Annotated in this window: 18 protein-coding genes and 1 tRNA gene; 13 read left to right on the top strand and 6 right to left on the bottom strand. The window is 40.7% G+C overall.

What is annotated here, in order from left to right; genetic code table 11:
- Positions 1-528 precede the first annotated feature (528 nt).
- The 5 genes from L3V25_RS08655 to L3V25_RS08635 all read left to right on the top strand — a co-directional run bounded on the left by L3V25_RS08655 (position 529) and on the right by L3V25_RS08635 (position 4,736).
- Complete coding sequence (locus L3V25_RS08655) at positions 529-906, top strand: hypothetical protein (protein WP_194091610.1); 378 nt, start codon at positions 529-531, stop codon at positions 904-906.
- A 52-nt stretch (positions 907-958) separates the two neighbouring features.
- The gene (locus tag L3V25_RS08650; protein ID WP_237294957.1) at positions 959-1,375 is read left to right on the top strand and encodes a hypothetical protein; all 417 of its coding nucleotides are present in this window, start codon (positions 959-961) and stop codon (positions 1,373-1,375) included.
- A 683-nt stretch (positions 1,376-2,058) separates the two neighbouring features.
- Positions 2,059-2,475, top strand: coding sequence for a lactoylglutathione lyase (gene gloA, locus L3V25_RS08645; protein WP_089139073.1), 417 nt, complete (start codon positions 2,059-2,061; stop codon positions 2,473-2,475).
- 226 nt (positions 2,476-2,701) lie between these two features.
- Entirely contained in the window at positions 2,702-3,358 is a 657-nt protein-coding gene (gene rnt / locus L3V25_RS08640) for a ribonuclease T (RefSeq protein WP_237294956.1), read from the top strand.
- A gap of 58 nt (positions 3,359-3,416) precedes the next feature.
- On the top strand, positions 3,417-4,736 hold the full coding sequence (locus tag L3V25_RS08635; protein ID WP_237294955.1) for a Na+/H+ antiporter family protein: 1,320 nt from the start codon (positions 3,417-3,419) through the stop codon (positions 4,734-4,736).
- An 80-nt stretch (positions 4,737-4,816) separates the two neighbouring features.
- Here the strand turns inward: L3V25_RS08635 and L3V25_RS08630 are convergent, their stop codons facing one another.
- Positions 4,817-5,482 (bottom strand): DsbA family protein, encoded by a 666-nt coding sequence (locus tag L3V25_RS08630; protein WP_237294998.1) that lies wholly within the window; start codon positions 5,480-5,482, stop codon positions 4,817-4,819.
- Positions 5,483-5,554: 72 nt separating this feature from the next.
- The gene (locus tag L3V25_RS08625; protein WP_027697361.1) at positions 5,555-5,890 is read right to left on the bottom strand and encodes a Grx4 family monothiol glutaredoxin; all 336 of its coding nucleotides are present in this window, start codon (positions 5,888-5,890) and stop codon (positions 5,555-5,557) included.
- A gap of 418 nt (positions 5,891-6,308) precedes the next feature.
- On the opposite strand from L3V25_RS08625, the gene sodB reads away from it, so the two are divergent.
- Both sodB and L3V25_RS08615 read left to right on the top strand, forming a co-directional pair.
- Complete coding sequence (gene sodB, locus L3V25_RS08620; RefSeq protein ID WP_027697362.1) at positions 6,309-6,893, top strand: superoxide dismutase [Fe]; 585 nt, start codon at positions 6,309-6,311, stop codon at positions 6,891-6,893.
- A gap of 326 nt (positions 6,894-7,219) precedes the next feature.
- Positions 7,220-7,882 carry an SDR family oxidoreductase gene (locus L3V25_RS08615; RefSeq protein WP_237294954.1) on the top strand — a complete coding sequence of 221 codons (663 nt, stop codon included), beginning with the start codon at positions 7,220-7,222 and terminating at the stop codon, positions 7,880-7,882.
- 133 nt (positions 7,883-8,015) lie between these two features.
- On the opposite strand, the gene adhE is transcribed toward L3V25_RS08615, so the two are convergent.
- Positions 8,016-10,685, bottom strand: coding sequence for a bifunctional acetaldehyde-CoA/alcohol dehydrogenase (gene adhE / locus L3V25_RS08610; RefSeq protein WP_237294953.1), 2,670 nt, complete (start codon positions 10,683-10,685; stop codon positions 8,016-8,018).
- 811 nt (positions 10,686-11,496) lie between these two features.
- Between adhE and L3V25_RS08605 the strand changes: the two genes are divergently transcribed.
- Positions 11,497-12,138 (top strand): YchE family NAAT transporter, encoded by a 642-nt coding sequence (locus tag L3V25_RS08605; protein ID WP_237294952.1) that lies wholly within the window; start codon positions 11,497-11,499, stop codon positions 12,136-12,138.
- 19 nt (positions 12,139-12,157) lie between these two features.
- The gene (locus L3V25_RS08600) at positions 12,158-13,015 is read left to right on the top strand and encodes an ion transporter (RefSeq protein ID WP_237294951.1); all 858 of its coding nucleotides are present in this window, start codon (positions 12,158-12,160) and stop codon (positions 13,013-13,015) included.
- Positions 13,016-13,148: 133 nt separating this feature from the next.
- On the opposite strand, the gene asd is transcribed toward L3V25_RS08600, so the two are convergent.
- The gene (gene asd / locus L3V25_RS08595; protein ID WP_237294950.1) at positions 13,149-14,264 is read right to left on the bottom strand and encodes an aspartate-semialdehyde dehydrogenase; all 1,116 of its coding nucleotides are present in this window, start codon (positions 14,262-14,264) and stop codon (positions 13,149-13,151) included.
- A gap of 166 nt (positions 14,265-14,430) precedes the next feature.
- Entirely contained in the window at positions 14,431-15,432 is a 1,002-nt protein-coding gene (gene yejK, locus L3V25_RS08590) for a nucleoid-associated protein YejK (RefSeq protein WP_237294949.1), read from the bottom strand.
- A 171-nt stretch (positions 15,433-15,603) separates the two neighbouring features.
- Here yejK and L3V25_RS08585 point away from each other — a divergent pair, with 171 nt between their 5' ends.
- The 4 genes from L3V25_RS08585 (at position 15,604) to L3V25_RS08570 (ending at position 18,369) form a co-directional block, all read left to right on the top strand.
- Positions 15,604-15,819: a YejL family protein gene (locus tag L3V25_RS08585; protein ID WP_027697369.1), complete on the top strand. Its 216-nt coding sequence runs from the start codon at positions 15,604-15,606 to the stop codon at positions 15,817-15,819.
- A gap of 41 nt (positions 15,820-15,860) precedes the next feature.
- Positions 15,861-17,678, top strand: a complete 1,818-nt coding sequence (locus tag L3V25_RS08580; RefSeq protein WP_237294948.1) for a DUF3413 domain-containing protein — start codon at positions 15,861-15,863, stop codon at positions 17,676-17,678.
- Positions 17,679-17,824: 146 nt separating this feature from the next.
- Positions 17,825-17,915: transfer RNA gene (locus L3V25_RS08575), tRNA-Ser, on the top strand.
- A gap of 76 nt (positions 17,916-17,991) precedes the next feature.
- Positions 17,992-18,369 (top strand): hypothetical protein, encoded by a 378-nt coding sequence (locus L3V25_RS08570; RefSeq protein WP_237294947.1) that lies wholly within the window; start codon positions 17,992-17,994, stop codon positions 18,367-18,369.
- Here L3V25_RS08570 and L3V25_RS16555 read toward each other — a convergent pair.
- The gene (locus tag L3V25_RS16555; RefSeq protein WP_237294946.1) at positions 18,312-19,208 is read right to left on the bottom strand and encodes a LysR family transcriptional regulator; all 897 of its coding nucleotides are present in this window, start codon (positions 19,206-19,208) and stop codon (positions 18,312-18,314) included. The two genes, L3V25_RS08570 and L3V25_RS16555, sit on opposite strands and share 58 nt — an antisense overlap.
- Positions 19,209-19,249: the final 41 nt, after the last annotated feature.

Genomic DNA, 19,249 nt, shown 5'->3' with positions numbered 1-19,249 from the left:
TATCGTTTACGACTACATGGTCAAGTGCATGCAGGAGTTAGCGAAAGCGGAACCTGATATCGATGCACTCCTGCCTTGGAACTTCAAACACTAACAATATCGCCCCGTGGGTTCATGGCGCGGATACTGTTGTTTAGCTCGTAGTCTTCAGAGAAGTTAACAAGTTTCTTATCTTTTGGCATTTGGGAATCTCGCTATATGATGATTGAGTAAATATTATGCCACTAACTGTACTGATAGAGTTGTGATAAGTGCCTCATAACATCTATCCTCAACTTTCTCTCCAGAGTTGTTGTTTTAAACCTTATCGGTAAACACCACTAGAAATCATGCAGGTTATCTTGTGATTAAATTTTGCGAAGAGGTTTGGCTGAAAGTCGTATAGTGTTGATTACCGATCTTCGCTTACAATTTCTACATTATGGCTGGATAAATGAATAACAAGTTGCTGTACTCGGGTAAATTACTTACTGCGCTGATTTTCCTGTGAGCAAAGCGTTAAAAACCTAGAAACCTAAAGAGAACTTAATGAAAATTTTTTACACAGCAATCATGTTAATAAGCGTCACAAGCTTTTGTGATGCAAAAGAACTGTATCGCGAGCCCACTGCTAGAGATAGCGGCACATATTATGTTTTAACTCATGAAAAAATGGAGCCAAATGTAAGCAAAGTTCTAACCAACCGTATAGGAAAAGGCAATGAATATACAAGTTTTACTGAATTGAAAATTAACTGTGCATCAAAACAGTATTTTGAACTTGCTGGTAGCATTGAAGACGGGGTGCAGGAAAAACCAACTAAACCACTTAAAGATTGGTCTAGTAAATCCAAGTGGACTTCTCTTGTATCTGGAAGCAGTAAATATGACTTGGTTCAATTTGTGTGCAAGAAAAATAAAGCCTAACAAGCTGCTGTTGAGCACAGCGTTAGTATAAAAATCTAGGTTTGGAGTTTTTATGGACAAAAAGGATTATTATTCATCATTAAAAAATGATGCAAAGGAGTGGGTTAACTGTCAGCAATTGGAGATATACAGAGCGTTAAAAGAATGGTTTGCATGTGTTTTTCTAGCTCTTTTATTTCCATTCTTATCTATTTTTGTAGCTGATACTACAACAAATATGGATCAATGGTTTCAACGAAGCGGAACACTCTTATTAGTTTTTTCGTTACTTGCTGAGATTAAAGCTCAAGCTGTTAGAAAAAATATATTTGTAGTAAATGGAAACCTTCTTTTTTGTCACCTTCACATAGAACAAAAAAATAAAAGTTGGATGCCGTTTGTCCAATACTTCACATATATTTTAGTAGCCATTGGAACATTAATAACTGGTTACGGAGATATTCTTTTTAATAGAGTTTATGGGGCTTAACATGCTCAAGCCCCTTAAAATATGGACGAAAAATACTGGCTTGCACCCATTCTTCGCTAATTTTAGCTAAGCATTTTTATGTGTAGTGGATAAGATAATTTGCTCAGCCGCATGTAGGCTACGGCAAAACTAGCGATACTAGAAGTTATGCGAAAAGTCTGAGTGTTCTACGGATCGTAACTCAGAATTGTCCAAAAGCGAGTTACGGGGAGGCTCTTATACGAGTGGTACCGATGGTCAAGGAAAATCATAAATGCCTAGCGAGTAGTGAGCTGTGCGAGCGTCAGGAGTGGCTTTATTATTTTACTTTACCATCATTCCCCTAAATACCCTTTTAGCAGGGTGATGGTTTCACGCAGTGAGGCCATCGCCTTACAAAGCCTTGTGGAAAGAAATTTCATAGAGCAGTCGTTTTTAATTTGCTACTATTTTTGTAAAGAATAATGGAGGTAATTTTGAACAGAATTCATCCATTAAAGCACTAGGCTTACAAAGCCTTCTATTTTCGTAAAGGAAAGTCTAGATAGAAAAGCCCTGTGAGCCCTTGTATACTTGGAAAGTCACTCACTCACTCACTAAGTGAGATTATTTTTTAGTAGATATAAGTAGAGTTTAAAGAAAAAGTTTATCCTGAAGAGTAATCATGCTGTTTGATTACTTTACATTCTAATAAGGAGCACACAATGTCGAATGGAAGAGTTTTGCATACTATGGTTCGTGTTGGCGATCTTGATCGTTCAATCGAGTTCTACACCAAAGTTCTTGGCATGCAGCTAATACGTAAAAATGAAAACGCGGAATATAAATATACTCTCGCTTTCGTGGGCTACGGTGACGAATCTCAAGGTGCAGTGATCGAACTGACCTACAACTGGGATACTTCTGAATACGATCTAGGCACTGGCTACGGTCACATTGCGATTGGTTTTGATGATATCTACACCGCATGTGATGCCATTAAAGCAGCTGGCGGTACGGTTACTCGTGAGCCGGGCCCAGTAAAAGGCGGCAGCACGCATATCGCGTTTGTTAAAGATCCTGATGGCTACATGATTGAGCTTATTCAACGCAGCCAAATGTCTGCTGGCCTAGAAGGGTAATTCCCCTCTCATTCTCCCGCAAAATATAGAAGAGCCCGACAATCGGGTTCTTTTTTGTCCTATAGATTTCATTAATCAAACAATGCCCACTCTTTTGTAGTAGCAATAAAAAATCATTTATTCTAAATAAAACCGCATATTTTCCTGTGCACATGTCACATTAATGAGTGAAGTTAAATTCCTAATCTGCAATAATACGCGCCTAAATTCATGGATCTGAAAGCATATGACTGACAAAAATGAAGCCTTGACACTAAAACAGCGATTTCGCGGCTATTTTCCCGTCGTTATCGATGTAGAGACCGCGGGTTTTAATGCTCAAACTGATGCATTACTCGAAATCTGTGCTGTAACCTTGGCCATGGACGAAAACGGCGATTTATATCCAGCCTCCACCATTCAATTCAATGTTGAGCCATTTGAAGGCGCTAACCTTGAAAAAGAAGCCTTAGAGTTTACCGGCATTCGTGATCCATACAGCCCATTAAGAGGTGCTGTCACAGAAGCGGAAGCGCTCAAAGAAATTTTCAAATTAGTTCGTAAAGAACAAAAAGCAGCCGATTGCAGCAGAGCGATCATGGTGGCTCATAATGCGAACTTTGATTTGAGTTTTGTCATGGCAGCAGCGGAACGTAGCAAGCTGAAACGTATTCCATTTCACCCTTTTGCCACATTCGATACCGCTGCATTAAGTGGCCTAGCCTACGGTCAAACCGTACTAGCGAAAGCTTGCCGAGCCGCCGGTTTTGAATTTGATAATCAAGCTGCACACTCAGCTCTCTATGATACTCAAATTACCGCTAAGTTATTTTGCAACATCGTTAACAAATGGAAAGCCTTAGGTGGCTGGCCATTAGTTGATACAACCGAAGAACAACAATAATACCAACTCAGATTGGTAACACACTTATACAACATTAATTTATACAAAGAGAATTACAATGAATCCTGTCGTTATATCCGTTTGCTTAATGCTCGCGCTATCGGTTTTCCGAGTCAATGTCGTGATAGCTCTAACCTTGAGTGCCATTACCGGTGGTTTACTCGCTAACATGTCACTTGATCAAACTATCTCAGCCTTTCAATCAGGTTTAGGTGACGGTGCAGAAATCGCTTTAAGTTATGCTTTATTAGGTGCTTTTGCGGTTGCACTATCTCAAACTGGTATTACTGACATTTTGTCTAATGCAGTGATTAAACGCGTGCATGGTAAAGAAAATGAAAAAGCTTCAAGCATGGTGAAATACGCCATCTTCGGCGCGTTATTCATCATGGCTATTTTCTCTCAAAACGTAATCCCTGTTCATATTGCGTTTATTCCAATTATTGTTCCGCCACTACTATCGGCTTTCAATAAAATGAACATCGACCGTCGTATGGTTGCATGTATCTTAACCTTTGGCTTAGTGACTCCATACATGACTATGCCTATCGGTTTTGGTGGCATCTTCTTAAATGACATTTTATTACCAGCGCTACAAAGCAATGGACTAACAAGTGCTACTGCCGCTCAAATTCCTGCTGCTATGGTTATTCCGGCTTGTGGCATGATCTTTGGTTTATTAGTGAGTATTTTCATCAGTTACCGTAAGCCGCGCACTTATACTGAGAAACAAAATGAAGCCACTGAAGTAAAACAAAAAGGCATTGATAAAAAAGCCGTGATTGTTGCAGTAATCAGTATCATTGCGACTTTGTCTGCTCAGCTATATTCAGGTTCAATGATTGTAGGCGCACTCGTTGGTTTCATCATTTTATCATTCGGTAAGCCATTCCAAGCTAGCCAAGATAGCTTCACTCGTGGCGTACAAATGATGGCGATGATTGGCTTTATCATGATTTCTGCCAACGGCTTTGCAAGTGTAATGAAAGCAACGGGTGGCGTTGAAACACTAGTGACCTTCTTACAAACTAGCATGAGTGGTCACCAAGCTTTAGCCGCGCTAATGATGCTAATTGTTGGTCTATTGATCACTATGGGTATCGGTTCGTCTTTCTCAACCATTCCAATCATCGCAACCATCTATGTTCCTCTTGCGATTTCATTTGGTTTCTCACCAGCGGCAACCATTGCACTGGTTGGTACTGCAGCTGCGCTGGGTGATGCCGGTTCTCCAGCGTCAGATTCAACCTTAGGTCCAACATCGGGCTTAAATGCAGACGGACAGCACGATCACATTAAAGACTCTGTGATCCCAACATTCCTACACTACAACCTACCGCTTATCGTGTTTGGTTGGATTGCGGCAATGGTTCTGTAATCATTACCTCAAGTTAAATAAAAAGCGCATGCTTCGTTTAATCGAAACATGCGCTTTTTTGTAGCTGAAGCTAAATACTCTTAGTCTTTCGGTTTTAATCCAACCCAACGTTTCGTGGTTTCAATACTATTCGCCCACTTCATACGTTGCTCGATATCTTTCAAGCTGGTGAGTTCAGAAGCATAATCCAATTTCACTACGTAATATTTTTCGCCAAGTTGTAACACTAAACTTGGGAAAGAATGAACTCCGAGCAACTGACAAAACTCACGTTGACGATCAAACTCCTGCTCTACTTCAGCGCTTTTACGGTCATGAGTAAATCGTTCAACATCAAGATTAAGCTCCTCGGCTAATTGAACGTGAGTTGACTCGGTATGCGGCGTCATCGCTCGTAAATAATAAGCCTGTTGAATGGCCTGATTCATCGCCTCTCCTGCTCCTTGCTGTTGAGCGGCAATCACAGCACGACAAGCGGGATAGGTTGTTCTCACAGGCTTGGCTAATGTCCAATAATCATAATTAAATTGAGTCCCTAACTGGCTTTCAATTCGCTTCCACGTTTGCTGCAACATTACTCGCATCTCTTGTGGCATAGGCTCATGATTATCTGGAGCAAGCCCACCAAGCAAATATTCCACTTGGATATCTTCAGGTAACGCCGATTTTAATTTATCCCATGTCGGTTTGTAGCCCCAGCACCAACTGCACATAGGATCGTGAATATAATACAAAATCCCTTTCATCATTAACTCTCTCTATTTCAGGTATAAAAAAAGAGCCGCAATTGGCTCTTTTTCTTTCAGTAAAAAATAATTTTATTCTTCACTAGCCGGCGCACGGGCTGCCGCTTCTTTGATCAAGGTTTGCAATTCACCCTTTTGGAACATCTCGATGATGATGTCACAACCACCAACTAGCTCGCCTTCAACCCATAATTGTGGGAATGTTGGCCATTGAGCGTATTTTGGTAATTCAGCACGGATGTCTGGGTTTTGTAGAATATCTACATAAGCAAACTTCTCACCACATGACATCAAAGCTTGTGAAGCTTGAGAAGAGAAACCACAGCTTGGTAGTTTCGGTGAACCTTTCATGTATAACAGAATTGTGTTTTCAGAAATCTGTTGTTTAATTTTATCGATAGTTTCCATTACTTCCTCTCTAGGATTTAAGCATCGCTCTAAGTTGTTAGTCCATTCTACTTGTATCTATAACAGAATAAAAAGGCATTATTTGTAAGGGTATTCTAATTGCCGTATTTATGCACCGTATTGTTGCGCGATTTGGAACATTCACTAGCCTAACGCTCATGTACAAATAAGTGATGCATAAGAAATTTTTGGATCCAAGTCTTTTAATAAAGTAAAAACTTGCTAAACTGAGCTTAGTCGTTAATGGCTCAAACTGATGCTTAACAATTGTCACTTAATCATTTCATTGTTTAAACAAGACGATTGATGTTTCACTGTCATGGAAATGGCATCATCAGTTAGTATGATTACAAAAAATCGGAAGCTGTTCTATTTAGAACACAAGAAAGTCCCTTTCTAACACATGGAGATTTGAGCAATGGCATTTGAATTACCAGCCCTGCCTTACGAAAAAGATGCACTAGAACCACACATCTCAGCAGAAACTTTAGATTACCACCACGGCAAACACCACAACACATACGTGGTTAAGCTGAATGGTCTAATCCCTGGTACTGAGTTTGAAGGTAAGTCTCTTGAAGAAATCGTTAAGACTTCAACAGGTGGCATCTTTAACAACGCAGCACAAATCTGGAACCACACTTTCTACTGGCACTGCCTAGCTCCAAACGCTGGCGGCGAACCAACAGGTGCTGTTGCAGAAGCAATCAAACAACAATTTGGCTCATTCGATGAGTTCAAAGCAAAATTCACTGATTCTGCAATCAACAACTTCGGTTCTTCTTGGACTTGGTTAGTGAAAAAAGCAGATGGCTCTCTAGACATCATCAACACGTCTAATGCAGCGACTCCACTAACAGAAGAAGGCGTTACTCCACTTCTTACTGTTGACCTGTGGGAACACGCATACTACATCGATTACCGTAACGTTCGTCCAGATTACATGAATGGTTTCTGGGCACTAGTTAACTGGTCTTTCGTAGAAGAAAACCTAATCAAATAATTCCCGATCCGTCGAGAAATCATTTGATACTAAAAAGACTGGCTTCGGCTGGTCTTTTTTATGTTCTGGCCTTCCTGTTTAATCATTTGGTGTGGTTATACACAGAAAATAAAAAATATTTTATTCACACCTCTTTCCCTTATAGATTAGTAGTTTTCATTATTTCATTTCAGTTCTTTGATGTTATTCACAGGATCTTTACACGTTTTACTACCATTATTAGTATCTAAGGCCCATAGACACCTTGGAGGTAATCGGTAACGCCATTCATGGCTTTGTGTTTAAGGGCATTAGGTATTTTTTATTTGATACCAATGAGGTGCTATATGAACATACAAAACTCCGTCGTGGTAATCACATCAGCAGGCTCTCATTTAGGTCAAAATTTAGCTCAACACTTTCTTTCTCTAAATGCTAACGTCATTCTCGTTGATAACAACGAAGCATCGCTAAATCAAGCTTTACATCATTGTCAGCCGTACTCTTCCAATGTGTTCCAATATCTTCTCGATGATGAAAGTTTTGAAAGTGTCCAACCTTTGTTTTCTTCTATTAACCAACAATTTGACAAAGGTATTGATGTCTTAATTAACCTATACCCTAGCCTACCATCCCCCTCACTCATCAAGGACGAACAGATCGACAGCTACAGCCGTCAATACTCAAAACTGGCAACGACTATGCTTTGCTTTAGTAAATTGGCCGCCAGACAAATGCTGCATAATCAGAAACGTGGTGTGATTGTTAACTTATCAAGTCAAGAGCAAGATAGTTTTTCCCAACCCTCTTCTTTAATCTCCGAGTTTACTCAGAATTGGGCTAAAGAATTAATGCCCTTTAATATTCGGGTGGGAGGAATTCTACCAAGCCGCGCTGAGCGACACACTAAACATCGTGGCTGGGCAAAGAGCCATGATGAGCTGATCAGAAACACTGAGTACATTGTGGAAAATGAGTACTTTAATGGTCGTATTTTAGATTCATATTAATCGAAGTAGAACGCCCAATTTAGTCGCCTATCATTAAAACTTCAAAATCAAAAAGCTTCAAACCAAAGGCTTCAAAACGTAAAAAAGCCCTGCTTACATCAATAAGCAGGGCTTTCATTATTTCAGACTAAGGTTATTTTTTCTTAGCTGCTTTTTTTACTGGCTCTTCAGTTTTTTTGATAACTGTTGTGCCTTCGAACGTTTCACCTTCGATGTAAGCTGTACCGTAGTAAGCCGCTTTCAGAACTTCTTTAAGCTCAGAAATTAGAGGGTAACGTGGGTTAGCACCTGTACATTGGTCATCAAACGCATCTACCGCTAAGTCATCTAGTTTCGCTAGGAAATCAGCTTCGTTAACACCAGCCGCTTGGATAGACATTGGGATATCCAAGTCTTTCTTCACTTCATCTAACCAAGTTAATAGACGCTCAATTTTCTGTGCAGTGCGGTCACCTTCTTGGCTTAGGCCTAGGTGGTCAGCAACTTCAGCATAACGACGACGTGCTTGTGGGCGGTCGTATTGAGAGAATGCAGTTTGTTTAGTTGGGTTATCGTTAGCGTTGAAACGGATAACGTTAGAGATCATTAATGCGTTAGCAAGACCGTGTGGGATGTGGAACTCTGCACCAATTTTGTGTGCAATTGAGTGACATACACCTAGGAATGCGTTCGCAAATGACATACCAGCGATAGTGGCAGCGTTATGTACTTTCTCACGAGCGATTGGGTCGGCTGCGCCATTTTGGTAGCTAGATGGTAGGTACTCTTTAAGCATCTTAAGAGCTTGTAGAGCGTGGCCATCTGAGTACTCGTTAGCAAGAACTGAAACGTAAGCTTCTAGTGCGTGAGTAATCGCATCGTAACCACCAAATGCCGTTAGAGACTTAGGCATGTTCATAACAAGGTTCGCATCAACGATAGCCATGTTAGGCGTTAGCTCGTAATCCGCTAATGGGTATTTCGCGCCAGTACGGTCATCAGTTACAACCGCGAATGGTGTTACTTCAGAACCTGTACCAGAAGTTGTTGTTACACATACTAGTTCAGCTTTTGCACCCATTTTAGGGAACTTGTAGATACGTTTACGGATATCCATGAAGCGCATTGATAGTTCTTCAAAGTGCGTTTCTGGGTGCTCGTACATAACCCACATGATTTTCGCTGCATCCATTGGTGAACCACCGCCTAGAGCAATGATGACATCTGGTTGGTAGCTTTGCATTTGTGCTGCGCCTTTTTCAACAACAGATAGCGTTGGATCCGCTTCTACGTCAAAGAAAGTTTGAACTTCCATACCTTGAGATTTCAATAGGCTTACGATTTCATCAGCGTAACCGTTGTTGAATAGGAAACGGTCAGTGACTAGGAATGCACGTTTTTTGCCTTCTAGGTCAGTCAATGCAACAGGTAGGCTGCCACGACGGAAGTAGATTGATTTTGGAAGTTTATGCCACAACATATTCTCAGCTCGCTTAGCAACAGTTTTCTTGTTGATTAAGTGTTTAGGACCTACGTTTTCAGAGATAGAGTTACCACCCCATGAACCACAACCTAGTGTTAGTGATGGTGCAACGTTGAAGTTGTACAAGTCACCGATACCACCGTGAGTCGTTGGGATATTCACAAGAATACGAGCTGTTTTTAGTTTGTCGCCGAAGTATTTGATACGGTCAGCGTTAGTATCTTGGTTAGTGTAAAGACCAGAGGTATGACCGATACCACCGATTTCAACCATAGTTACCGCTTGCTCTACTGCATTTTCAAAAGAAGATGCGCGGAACATACCTAGCGTTGGAGATAGTTTCTCGTGAGCGAACTCGTCGTCATGGCTTACAACGCCACCTTCACCGATTAATACTTTCGTATCTGCAGGAACTTTAACACCCGCTAACTCAGCAATTTTAACCGCAGGTTGACCTACGATATCAGCGTTTAGGTTGCCGTTGATTAACAGAACTTTACGTACTTTATCTGCTTCAGCTTTTGATAAAACGTAACCTTTGTGAGAAGCAAAACGCTCTTTCACTTCTTCGTATACTTCATCCATAACGATTACAGCTTGCTCTGATGCACAAACTACACCGTTATCGAATGTTTTAGACATAAGAACAGAAGCAACTGCACGCTTGATGTCAGCCGTTTCATCGATAACAACAGGAACGTTACCTGCACCTACACCGATAGCTGGCTTACCTGAAGAGTATGCTGCTTTAACCATGCCTGGACCACCAGTTGCAAGGATAAGGTTGATACCGTCATGCTTCATCAGTGCATTAGATAGTTCAACTGAAGGTTGGTCAATCCAGCCGATGATGTCTTTAGGAGCACCCGCAGCAACTGCAGCGTCTAGTACTAGTTTTGCAGCATCGTTAGTTGAGTTTTTCGCACGTGGGTGTGGAGAGAAGATGATACCGTTACGAGTTTTCAAAGAAATAAGAGATTTGAAAATCGCAGTTGATGTTGGGTTAGTCGTTGGAACGATACCACAGATGATACCAACTGGTTCAGCGATAGTGATTGTGTCAGTGCCTTCTTCAAGGATGCCACATGTTTTTTCATCGCGGTATTTGTTGTAGATAAATTCTGAAGCGAAGTGGTTTTTGATAACCTTATCTTCAATGATACCCATGCCAGATTCCGCTACCGCTTGTTGTGCTAGAGGAATACGTGCTTGGTTAGCTGCTAAAGATGCTGCGCGGAAAATTTTATCTACTTGTTCTTGAGAAAAAGTAGCAAATTCCTGTTGTGCTGCTTGAACGCGTGCGACAAGAGCATCTAGTTCAGCTAAGTTAGTTACAGGCATAATGAATCTCCTAAGATTTAAAAATTAAAAACTATTTAGTAAGACTATTTGGTATCCGTAAAGCGTGCCAACCGAACCTAAAATCCACCTTAGTAAATCGCTTTCAAAACTGAGTATATGCTTTCAAATATTAAAAATATTGATGTAGATCAGTTCCTGAAGCCTAAATACCACCAAAGCAGTAGTACAACAAAGTCAAACACAGTAAGATACTGTTTTAAAAAGAAATTTAAATTATTTCATTAAGTGAAAAATATCCAAGATAGTATTTTAAACTCACCCCAAAAGCACAATACTCGTAAATTTATTTCAGTAATTCACCTACAAAACAAGTACGTGAGTATTGTGCTACAACGAGTATACGCAATCTCACAAAGAACGTAATACTTTGGAGTTAAGTTTTATACCCAAGTAACTTCAAGATCCGAGTTTCAGCAAGAATAAAACAAGCTTTAGGCAAGACAAATTGAATATGATCATAGTTATTCTATCTCTATTCGATTTAACGCAGCATAAAGCTTGTTTTAACTTGCCCTTCGGGAGCTTCATTCAAACCTTTATGCCGCGTCAGATTGGTTTGAAAGGTGCCTACATTCCTTCGACAATCTTCCTTGCTTAAAGGTTTGGATGATAGATCTGAATTCTGCATCTTGAAGTCACTTGGGTATACCTTATTTTCTATAGAGTTAACCAACAATTAGCCTAGCTCAAGTCAGTTAAAGTGCCACTTTTACCTATAAAGTAATTTAGCCTCGAAAGATGCAGTGCCCCTAGGTATACTCACCTTCTATTTACTATCTGAGATCACACTATGGCTTCCATTGAATTTGCCATCTATTTACAATTCTTCCTCGGGCTTGTCGCTGCGGTTAACCCGATTGGAATCATGCCAGTCTTTGTTTCACTGACAGGTCACATGTCTCCAGAAGAAAAAAGTAAAACGGCTAAAACGGCCAATATTGCTGTAGGTGTCATCTTGGTTGTCTCACTACTCTGTGGGCAACTTCTACTTGATATGTTTACTATCTCTCTTGATTCATTCCGCATTGCAGGTGGCCTACTGCTGATGAGCATCGCTTTTTCAATGATGAGCGGTAAACTTGGTGAGGATAAACAAAATAAGCAAGAACGCACAGAGTCGATAAGCCGTGAACAAATTGGTGTTGTACCTTTAGCCATGCCTCTTATGGCTGGCCCCGGAGCAATCAGTTCAACTATTGTCTATGGATCTCGCTACCCCACTCTGATAGAAACGGCTGGAATTATTGCGACCATTGGTGTTTTTTGTTTTTGTTCATGGTTACTATTTCGCTCAGCACCACTCATTGTTCGGTTCTTAGGGCAAACAGGGATTAACGTTATCACTCGTATTATGGGTTTAATATTAGCGGCATTAGGTGTCGAATTTATTGCAAATGGCGTACGAAACCTCTTCCCTGGTTTAATGGGATAGGAAATAAAGGAATCTATTTATGAGCGAAGAGACGTTTAAGCATAAGCTTTATGTCATCATTTTTGGCACGCACACTCCGGCAGGACGCCGTTTTGATATATTGCTGATCGTAGCAATCATTAGTTCACTCGCGGTGTTGATCTTAGACTCGGTTCCTATCTTCGCTGCAAAGTGGCAACAAGAATTCGATATTCTGGAATATTTTTTTACTGGCCTATTTACCATTGAATATCTATTGCGCTTATATTGCTCACCAAAACCTAAAGCCTATGCCAAAAGCTTTTATGGCATCATAGATTTACTCGCGATACTTCCAACTTACCTTGCATTCCTCTTCCCTTCAGCAAGCTTCATCGGAATTATTCGTTTATTACGAGTCATGCGAATTTTCCGAATTCTCAAACTGGTACGTTTTTTACAAGATTCCAACCTACTCGTTCGTACGCTGGCAATGTCTCAACGTAAAATTTTGATATTTTTCAGCGCCGTTGCCATTCTTGTGACGATTTTTGGCGCGCTAATGTATGTGATAGAAGGACCTGAAAATGGCTTTACTAGTATTCCTCGCGGGATTTACTGGGCAATCATCACGATTACGACGGTAGGTTATGGCGATGTGGTTCCGAAGACGCCACTAGGGCAAGGTGTCGCGGCGCTGACAATGCTACTCGGTTATTCAATTTTAGCGGTTCCCACCGGGATCATTACCGCCGAACTCAATCAAGAAATGAAAGCCCACCGTACTCTAGTATTATGTCCAAACTGTACCAAAGGTGGCCATGAAACCGACGCGCTTTACTGCAAACATTGCGGTGGTGAATTAGCTGAGCCAGATAAACGTGTCGTGCCGGTTCCTAAACCGGATGAACCAACTTAAGAACACATCGTTATTTGATAAGGCTGGTCATTTAATAAAGCTATGCAATAAATCTATACCCACAAAAAAGTCCGCATTAAATAATGCGGACTTTTTAGTATTAGCTGTAAGCTTTTATTTTATCGAAATAAGCTTAGCGGTTTTCTAGAATGATTCGTAATGTACGACGTAGCGGCTCTGCGGCACCCCACAATAGCTGATCACCAACAGTGAAAGCATTCAAGAAAGTATCACCCATCGCCATCTTACGTAAGCGACCTACTGGTACAGAAAGCGTGCCTGTTACTTTAGCTGGAGAAAGTTCTTGAGTGGTAATATCACGCTCATTCGGGATCACTTTCACCCAATCATTATGAGTTGCGATGATCTCTTCAATTTCATCCATTGGCACATTTTGCTTCAATTTAATCGTTAGAGCTTGTGAGTGACAACGCATTGCACCAATTCGTACACAAGTACCATCGATTGGAACTGCGTTAGCGCCATCAAGACCTAAGATCTTGTTAGTTTCTACCGTGCCTTTCCATTCTTCTTTACTCTGACCATTATCACGCTTCACATCAATCCAAGGGATCAACGAACCCGCTAGTGGTGAACCAAACTCACTGGTTGGGTAGTCACTTGAACGAATCGTTTCCGCTACTTTACGGTCAATATCGAGAATTGAACTTGCAGGATCGGCCATTTCAGCACTAACCGATTGATTAATTACACCCATTTGGGAAATTAATTCACGCATATTTTTCGCGCCAGCACCAGAAGCTGCTTGATAAGTCATCGCGCTCATCCATTCAATCATGCCTTTTTCATATAGACCACCAAGGCCCATCAGCATAAGGCTAACCGTACAGTTACCACCCACGAATGTGTTGGTACCAGAATGGATACCTTGTTGAATTTGGTTCAGGTTAACTGGGTCTAGAGCAATGATGGCATCATCTTTCATACGCAATGTTGAAGCGGCATCAATCCAGTAGCCTTTCCAGCCTGCTTGACGAAGTGCTGGGTAAACTTTTTCAGTATATGAACCACCCTGACAAGTAATAATCGCATCAAGCTGCTTTAGGCTTTCAAGATCAAAGGCATCTTGTAGCATGCCTGCATCTTTACCTAGGTTGGGAGCGGGAATACCCACTTGTGAAGTGCTGTAAAATACTGGTTCAATAAGGTCGAAGTCCTTCTCTTCCACCATGCGTTGCATCAGTACAGAACCAACCATGCCACGCCATCCGACTAAACCTACTCTCATTCTTTCATCCTCTCCATGAATTAAAATTATAAACAGGTGGTCAATACCGACCACCAATCATTATTCTTCCTCTACTATCTCATTGCTGCCGTCAATCTTCAAATCCGATTTAGAATTTATCCCCAAGTGACTGAGGTATATTCAAAGACAATGGATAGGCTAACGCTTATGAATGGCGCGTTAATTGATCTTTCAGATTTGGCGGGATCCCTTTGATAGTCAACGTATCGGTTTCCGGATCATAAAAGACTCGCTCACCTAATAACATGCTATCAAAGTTAATCGACAAGCCGCCGCCAGCCCCTACATACTTGGCAAGCTTACGGATGGTTGAGCGATCAACAGGGAAGCTATCTTCTAACTCATAACCTTGCTTTTGGGTAAACTCAGCAAAATTATCATGGTGTCCTGCACCACTTAACTCACCCGATAATTCCTGAATGGTCACTTCATCGCCAGACTTTAACTGTTCGTTACAAAAATCATGAACCTGCTTGCGGCATGCAACGGTTTCTTCTTTATTAAGTTGCGCATCGACACAATAATCATCGACCGCTTGCATTAACACTTGGTTTTGCTTTTTAGTATCTAATCCGACTTCTGCTTGTAAGAAATCTAGGAAGAAATCCGCCACTTTACGACCAACACGACCTTTGATGTAGCTTAAATAGCGGTTAGAGTCTGGATCGGTTTCATAACGAGACAAGTCAATACGCACCGCAATATCCATTTTATTAATATCGAGATAATCGGTGCCGCTGATGTCCAACGCCTCATTGACTTTTAGACTTTGATTCGATGGCAGTAAAGCGATGAAAAGGTAGTCGGTCGCTAAAGATTGATACTCAGCTAACACCAGCACACCTTCTTCTGCAAAAGGATATTTAGATAATTCTGATTTTAATCGTTCAGCCGATTGTTGCGAAAAGTCATAAAAATTCAACTCACCTTGACGCAACTGCTTCATCCAAGATTGAAATTCACTGTCTTCTTTATAAACACCAAAGCCTTTGCCTGCTTTAGCACTGAAAGTACGATGTAACTCTGCTACCAATTGTTCCGTTACTTCATCATTGGATAACGCGGAATCTCTCAAGCTGACAACGAGTTCATCTTGATTATTTTTGGTCAATTTATGCAGTATAACGTTGGAAATATCTAAGCTCATGGTAAATTAGTTTCAGTTGATGTTTCAGTTGTGAGGAAGACTAGGTTATCATAAGCCGCTTTATATACCCAAGTGACTTAAAAATTCTCTGAAACAACATGTTAATTAGTAATAACACAGAGCAATTAAGCATTATCATTTATTGAATCTAGGAAGTTATTTAAAACCGTTATGCCTATTAATTCTAAATACAGCGACCAAAAAATTGAACAAATCCTGGCAGAAATTGCTGCCGTATTAAAAAAGCATGATGCAAATCCTGATTTAAGCTTAATGATTGCGGGTAATATGGTTACTAACATATTGAACTCAAATGTGCCAAAATCTCAACGTAAACTCATTGCAGATAAATTTTCTCAGGCTCTTTTATCATCAATTGATGACTAAAATGTATTCTTAAACCAAATTGAGTTAGAACGATATTTTAAATGGTTGATAGCGGAAATTCATACGGAGAGCGTGTCTCTCGACTGGTAAGTTGGGGGCATTGGTTCTCCTTCTTTAATATCATCTTGGCCATGCTAATTGGTACGAGCTTTGTCACCCAATCGCCATGGCCAGAGACTTTCCTTGGGCAAGCCTACCTCATTGTGTCTTGGGTAGGTCACTTTAGCTTTCTAGTGTTCGCGCTTTATATTCTTATTTTATTTCCGCTCACCTTCATTATACCTTCTCGAAAGTTATTACGTTTATTAAGCGTATGTTTTGCAACCATTTGTTTAACTCTGCTTTTGTTAGATACTCAAGCCTATGAACGACTACACCTCCATTTAAACCCCGTCGTCTGGGAGTTATTACTCAGCAAAGAAAAAACTTCATTCAATGCAGAGTGGCAATACCTGTTTGCAGCAGTACCGGTTATTTTCCTGCTACAAATAGCCATTTCAGAATGGATTTGGAAAAAGCAGCGTAAATTATCGCGCAAGCGCATTGGTAAACCTGCCACCATTGTTTTCTTCTTATGTTTTGTAAGTAGTCACCTGGTTTATATCTGGGCGGATGCCTTTTTCTATAATCCAATTACTAGCCAGAAAGCCAACTTCCCATTGTCTTATCCAATGACGGCAAAATCTTTCATGGAAAAGCATGGCTTACTGGATAAAGATGAATACCTTGAACGCCTAGAGCAAAATGGTGAAGCAAGTGAAGTCGTTAACTACCCGCTTGAAACACTTAAATTTGATGGTCGTGGTAAAAAGTACAATGTATTGATGGTAATGGTTGATAACTTACGCAGTGATATGCTGACAGAAGAAGTCATGCCGATGACCTATCAGTTTGCCAAAAACAATCAGAACTTTATTAATCATTACAGTGCGAGCAATAACACCTATGGTGTATTTGGATTGTTCTATGGTTTACCAAGCAGTTACTCCGCAAGTATAAAGTCACAAGACACTCCGCCTCTATTCATTTCAACTATGAATGATCGCGACTACTCTATGGCTGCATTTGGCAGTCAACGATTTAGTGATACGGCATTTTATGATGAAATTTTTGCACCGATTGATGCCGCAAATTCTGAGCAAAGCCAGAACAGCCCAGATCAAAGTGCCGTTTCAGAATGGACTCAATGGATAAGCGAGTCACCAAATCAACCTTGGTTCAGTTATATTGAACTTTCAGAAGTAGAACAATTTGAAGAGACTCCAAATGTTTTACCTCGCTTTAAAACTGACTCAAAAGCTCCTTTTGAGAAGTTAATTGCACAATATAAATCAGCTTCGTTTTCTGCTGACCAGAAAGTGAATAAGATTCTCACTCAGTTAGAAAGTAAGCAATTGCTAGACAATACCATTGTGGTAATCACGTCGAATCATGGTACTGAGTTTAATGAAACCAAAAACAATAGCTGGGGCTCAAACAGCAACTTTAGCCGTTACCAGTTACAAGTACCTATGGTGATTCATTGGCCGGGTAAAGCTCCTGAACTGTATCAGCATAAAACCAGCCACTTAGATTTCTCAGCGACTATAATGCAAGATCTTTTCCAGTCATCCTCTAACCCGTATGACTACGGTAGTGGTAAAAACTTATTTAATGCCTCATCTCGTCCATGGATTTTAGCGGGTGATAGTGACAACATCGCTTTAATCACCAATGAGACAACCACGGTGGTCGATGAGTTTGGTAACTACAAGGTATATGATAAAAACTATCAACGTAATAACGATGCAAAACCTAAACTTTCCATCGTATTACAAGGGCTTTCAGAGCTGAAACGCTTCTATCGTCAAAGTGACTAATCACGAAAACAACAAAAATTAAGGGAGCTTCGGCTTCCTTTTTTATATTTGAATTTCAACCCTGTTTATTTGCTCAAAAAGCAGACAAATAATTAAAATTAAGGGTTTACAAAAACTTAAGCTGTATATATCATTTATCGCAATTCGGAGGGATGGCTGAGTGGTCGAAAGCACCGGTCTTGAAAACCGGCAAGGGTTAATAGCTCTTCTAGGGTTCAAATCCCTATCCCTCCGCCACTTTTAAACGCCTGACTTGTCAGGCGTTTTTTCTTTTATAGGGTACAGCAGATCACCGAATCAAACAGGTGAGACAATGTACTTAATCAAGCAAGCCAACTCCGTTTACTATACCCGCATTTGTTGTCCCAAAGCCTTGGTACGCCTAGGTTATCCCTTCGATATCAAAGCCTGTTTACTCACCAAAGATCGCCATACGGCCTCGCTTCGTAACCTGCATATTTCCGCCCTAATTAAGCAATTATTGCATGAGCAATTGCCGCGCATTAATGATTCCCCTCTACCCTTCCGCCAATTTAACAGCGGACTCGATAGTCGTGTCGAAAATGTGCGCCAGAATGGTTATTTTTCAGGTAGGAAGTCAGTTAATGTCGCTTACCAAAAACAATATTCCCTTTATACACCTTTGATTTTTAATATCTCGCTAATCATCCATTTCGCTGAATCATGGTAATCGTAGAGCTTGTGTGCAAGGATGCTCAAGCTTAAGTGAGGTACATCGTCTGGTAATTCAACGATCTTGAGAGGCAGCATTTCGACCAGTTGCTTCGCAACGTTGTAAGGCGTACAAAATAAGAGACCACTTTTAGCACTAATCAACCCACCCACGGCATAGCTTTGCGCGATCATTTGTATATTACGGTACAGCTTTTGATCTTGTAACCAGTTATCGATCACATCAGAACCACTGCTGGTGATCGGCAGGTGGACTTGGCTTTGCGCCGCAAACTCGATAACAGATAATTTGTTCGGAAGTTCTCGCCATTTAGGAACGACGGCGACGTATTTATCCTTAATCCATGGATACTTATTAAAGTTTTGCGGCACTTTTTGAATGTCATCGACCCCCACGTACAAATCAAGTCGACCACTTTCAACACGTTCCATTTTCACATGTTCAGAGTTGATATCAATAGAAATTCGAATATTCGGAGCGTGTGTCTTAAACCGTGTAGCGAGTTCAGGCATCGCTATGAACTCAAAATAGTCGCAAGCACCAATATAGAATGTGTGCGAATCAGAACTAGGGTTGAACTTTTTTTCTGTTCTAACTGATCTCTCAATAGTCGACATACCTTGTCTAAGTACAGGTAGCATATTGCTAGTGAATTGGGTGGGGATCATGCCACCACTAGTACGAAGAAAAAGAGGGTCATTGAAACGTTCCCTAAGTTTCGCCAACGCATGACTTGCCGCTGACTGACTAATAAACAGTTTTTTCGCTGCTCGGGTGATGTTCCTTTCATCATCTAATGCAATCAAGATCTTAAGTTGATTTAAGTCGATATTCACTTACCCACCATTATGAATTTAGCTCATGATTTAATGATGAT

The sequence above is a fragment of the Vibrio sp. CK2-1 genome (assembly GCF_021726515.1).
Lineage (GTDB): Bacteria > Pseudomonadota > Gammaproteobacteria > Enterobacterales > Vibrionaceae > Vibrio.
The sequence above is the reverse complement of the archived record's forward strand: the minus strand, read 5'-3'. Positions and strand labels throughout refer to the sequence as shown.

Excerpts from the sequence above, each read along its gene's own strand:
- L3V25_RS08655 (WP_194091610.1), top strand. The coding sequence starts at position 529 with ATGAAAATTTTTTACACAGCAATCATGTTAATAAGCGTCACAAGCTTT.
- L3V25_RS08650 (WP_237294957.1), top strand. The coding sequence starts at position 959 with ATGGACAAAAAGGATTATTATTCATCATTAAAAAATGATGCAAAGGAG.
- gloA (WP_089139073.1), top strand. The coding sequence starts at position 2,059 with ATGTCGAATGGAAGAGTTTTGCATACTATGGTTCGTGTTGGCGATCTT.
- rnt (WP_237294956.1), top strand. The coding sequence starts at position 2,702 with ATGACTGACAAAAATGAAGCCTTGACACTAAAACAGCGATTTCGCGGC.
- L3V25_RS08635 (WP_237294955.1), top strand. The coding sequence starts at position 3,417 with ATGAATCCTGTCGTTATATCCGTTTGCTTAATGCTCGCGCTATCGGTT.
- L3V25_RS08630 (WP_237294998.1), bottom strand. The coding sequence starts at position 5,482 with ATGAAAGGGATTTTGTATTATATTCACGATCCTATGTGCAGTTGGTGC.
- L3V25_RS08625 (WP_027697361.1), bottom strand. The coding sequence starts at position 5,890 with ATGGAAACTATCGATAAAATTAAACAACAGATTTCTGAAAACACAATT.
- sodB (WP_027697362.1), top strand. The coding sequence starts at position 6,309 with ATGGCATTTGAATTACCAGCCCTGCCTTACGAAAAAGATGCACTAGAA.
- L3V25_RS08615 (WP_237294954.1), top strand. The coding sequence starts at position 7,220 with ATGAACATACAAAACTCCGTCGTGGTAATCACATCAGCAGGCTCTCAT.
- adhE (WP_237294953.1), bottom strand. The coding sequence starts at position 10,685 with ATGCCTGTAACTAACTTAGCTGAACTAGATGCTCTTGTCGCACGCGTT.
- L3V25_RS08605 (WP_237294952.1), top strand. The coding sequence starts at position 11,497 with ATGGCTTCCATTGAATTTGCCATCTATTTACAATTCTTCCTCGGGCTT.
- L3V25_RS08600 (WP_237294951.1), top strand. The coding sequence starts at position 12,158 with ATGAGCGAAGAGACGTTTAAGCATAAGCTTTATGTCATCATTTTTGGC.
- asd (WP_237294950.1), bottom strand. The coding sequence starts at position 14,264 with ATGAGAGTAGGTTTAGTCGGATGGCGTGGCATGGTTGGTTCTGTACTG.
- yejK (WP_237294949.1), bottom strand. The coding sequence starts at position 15,432 with ATGAGCTTAGATATTTCCAACGTTATACTGCATAAATTGACCAAAAAT.
- L3V25_RS08585 (WP_027697369.1), top strand. The coding sequence starts at position 15,604 with ATGCCTATTAATTCTAAATACAGCGACCAAAAAATTGAACAAATCCTG.
- L3V25_RS08580 (WP_237294948.1), top strand. The coding sequence starts at position 15,861 with ATGGTTGATAGCGGAAATTCATACGGAGAGCGTGTCTCTCGACTGGTA.
- L3V25_RS08570 (WP_237294947.1), top strand. The coding sequence starts at position 17,992 with ATGTACTTAATCAAGCAAGCCAACTCCGTTTACTATACCCGCATTTGT.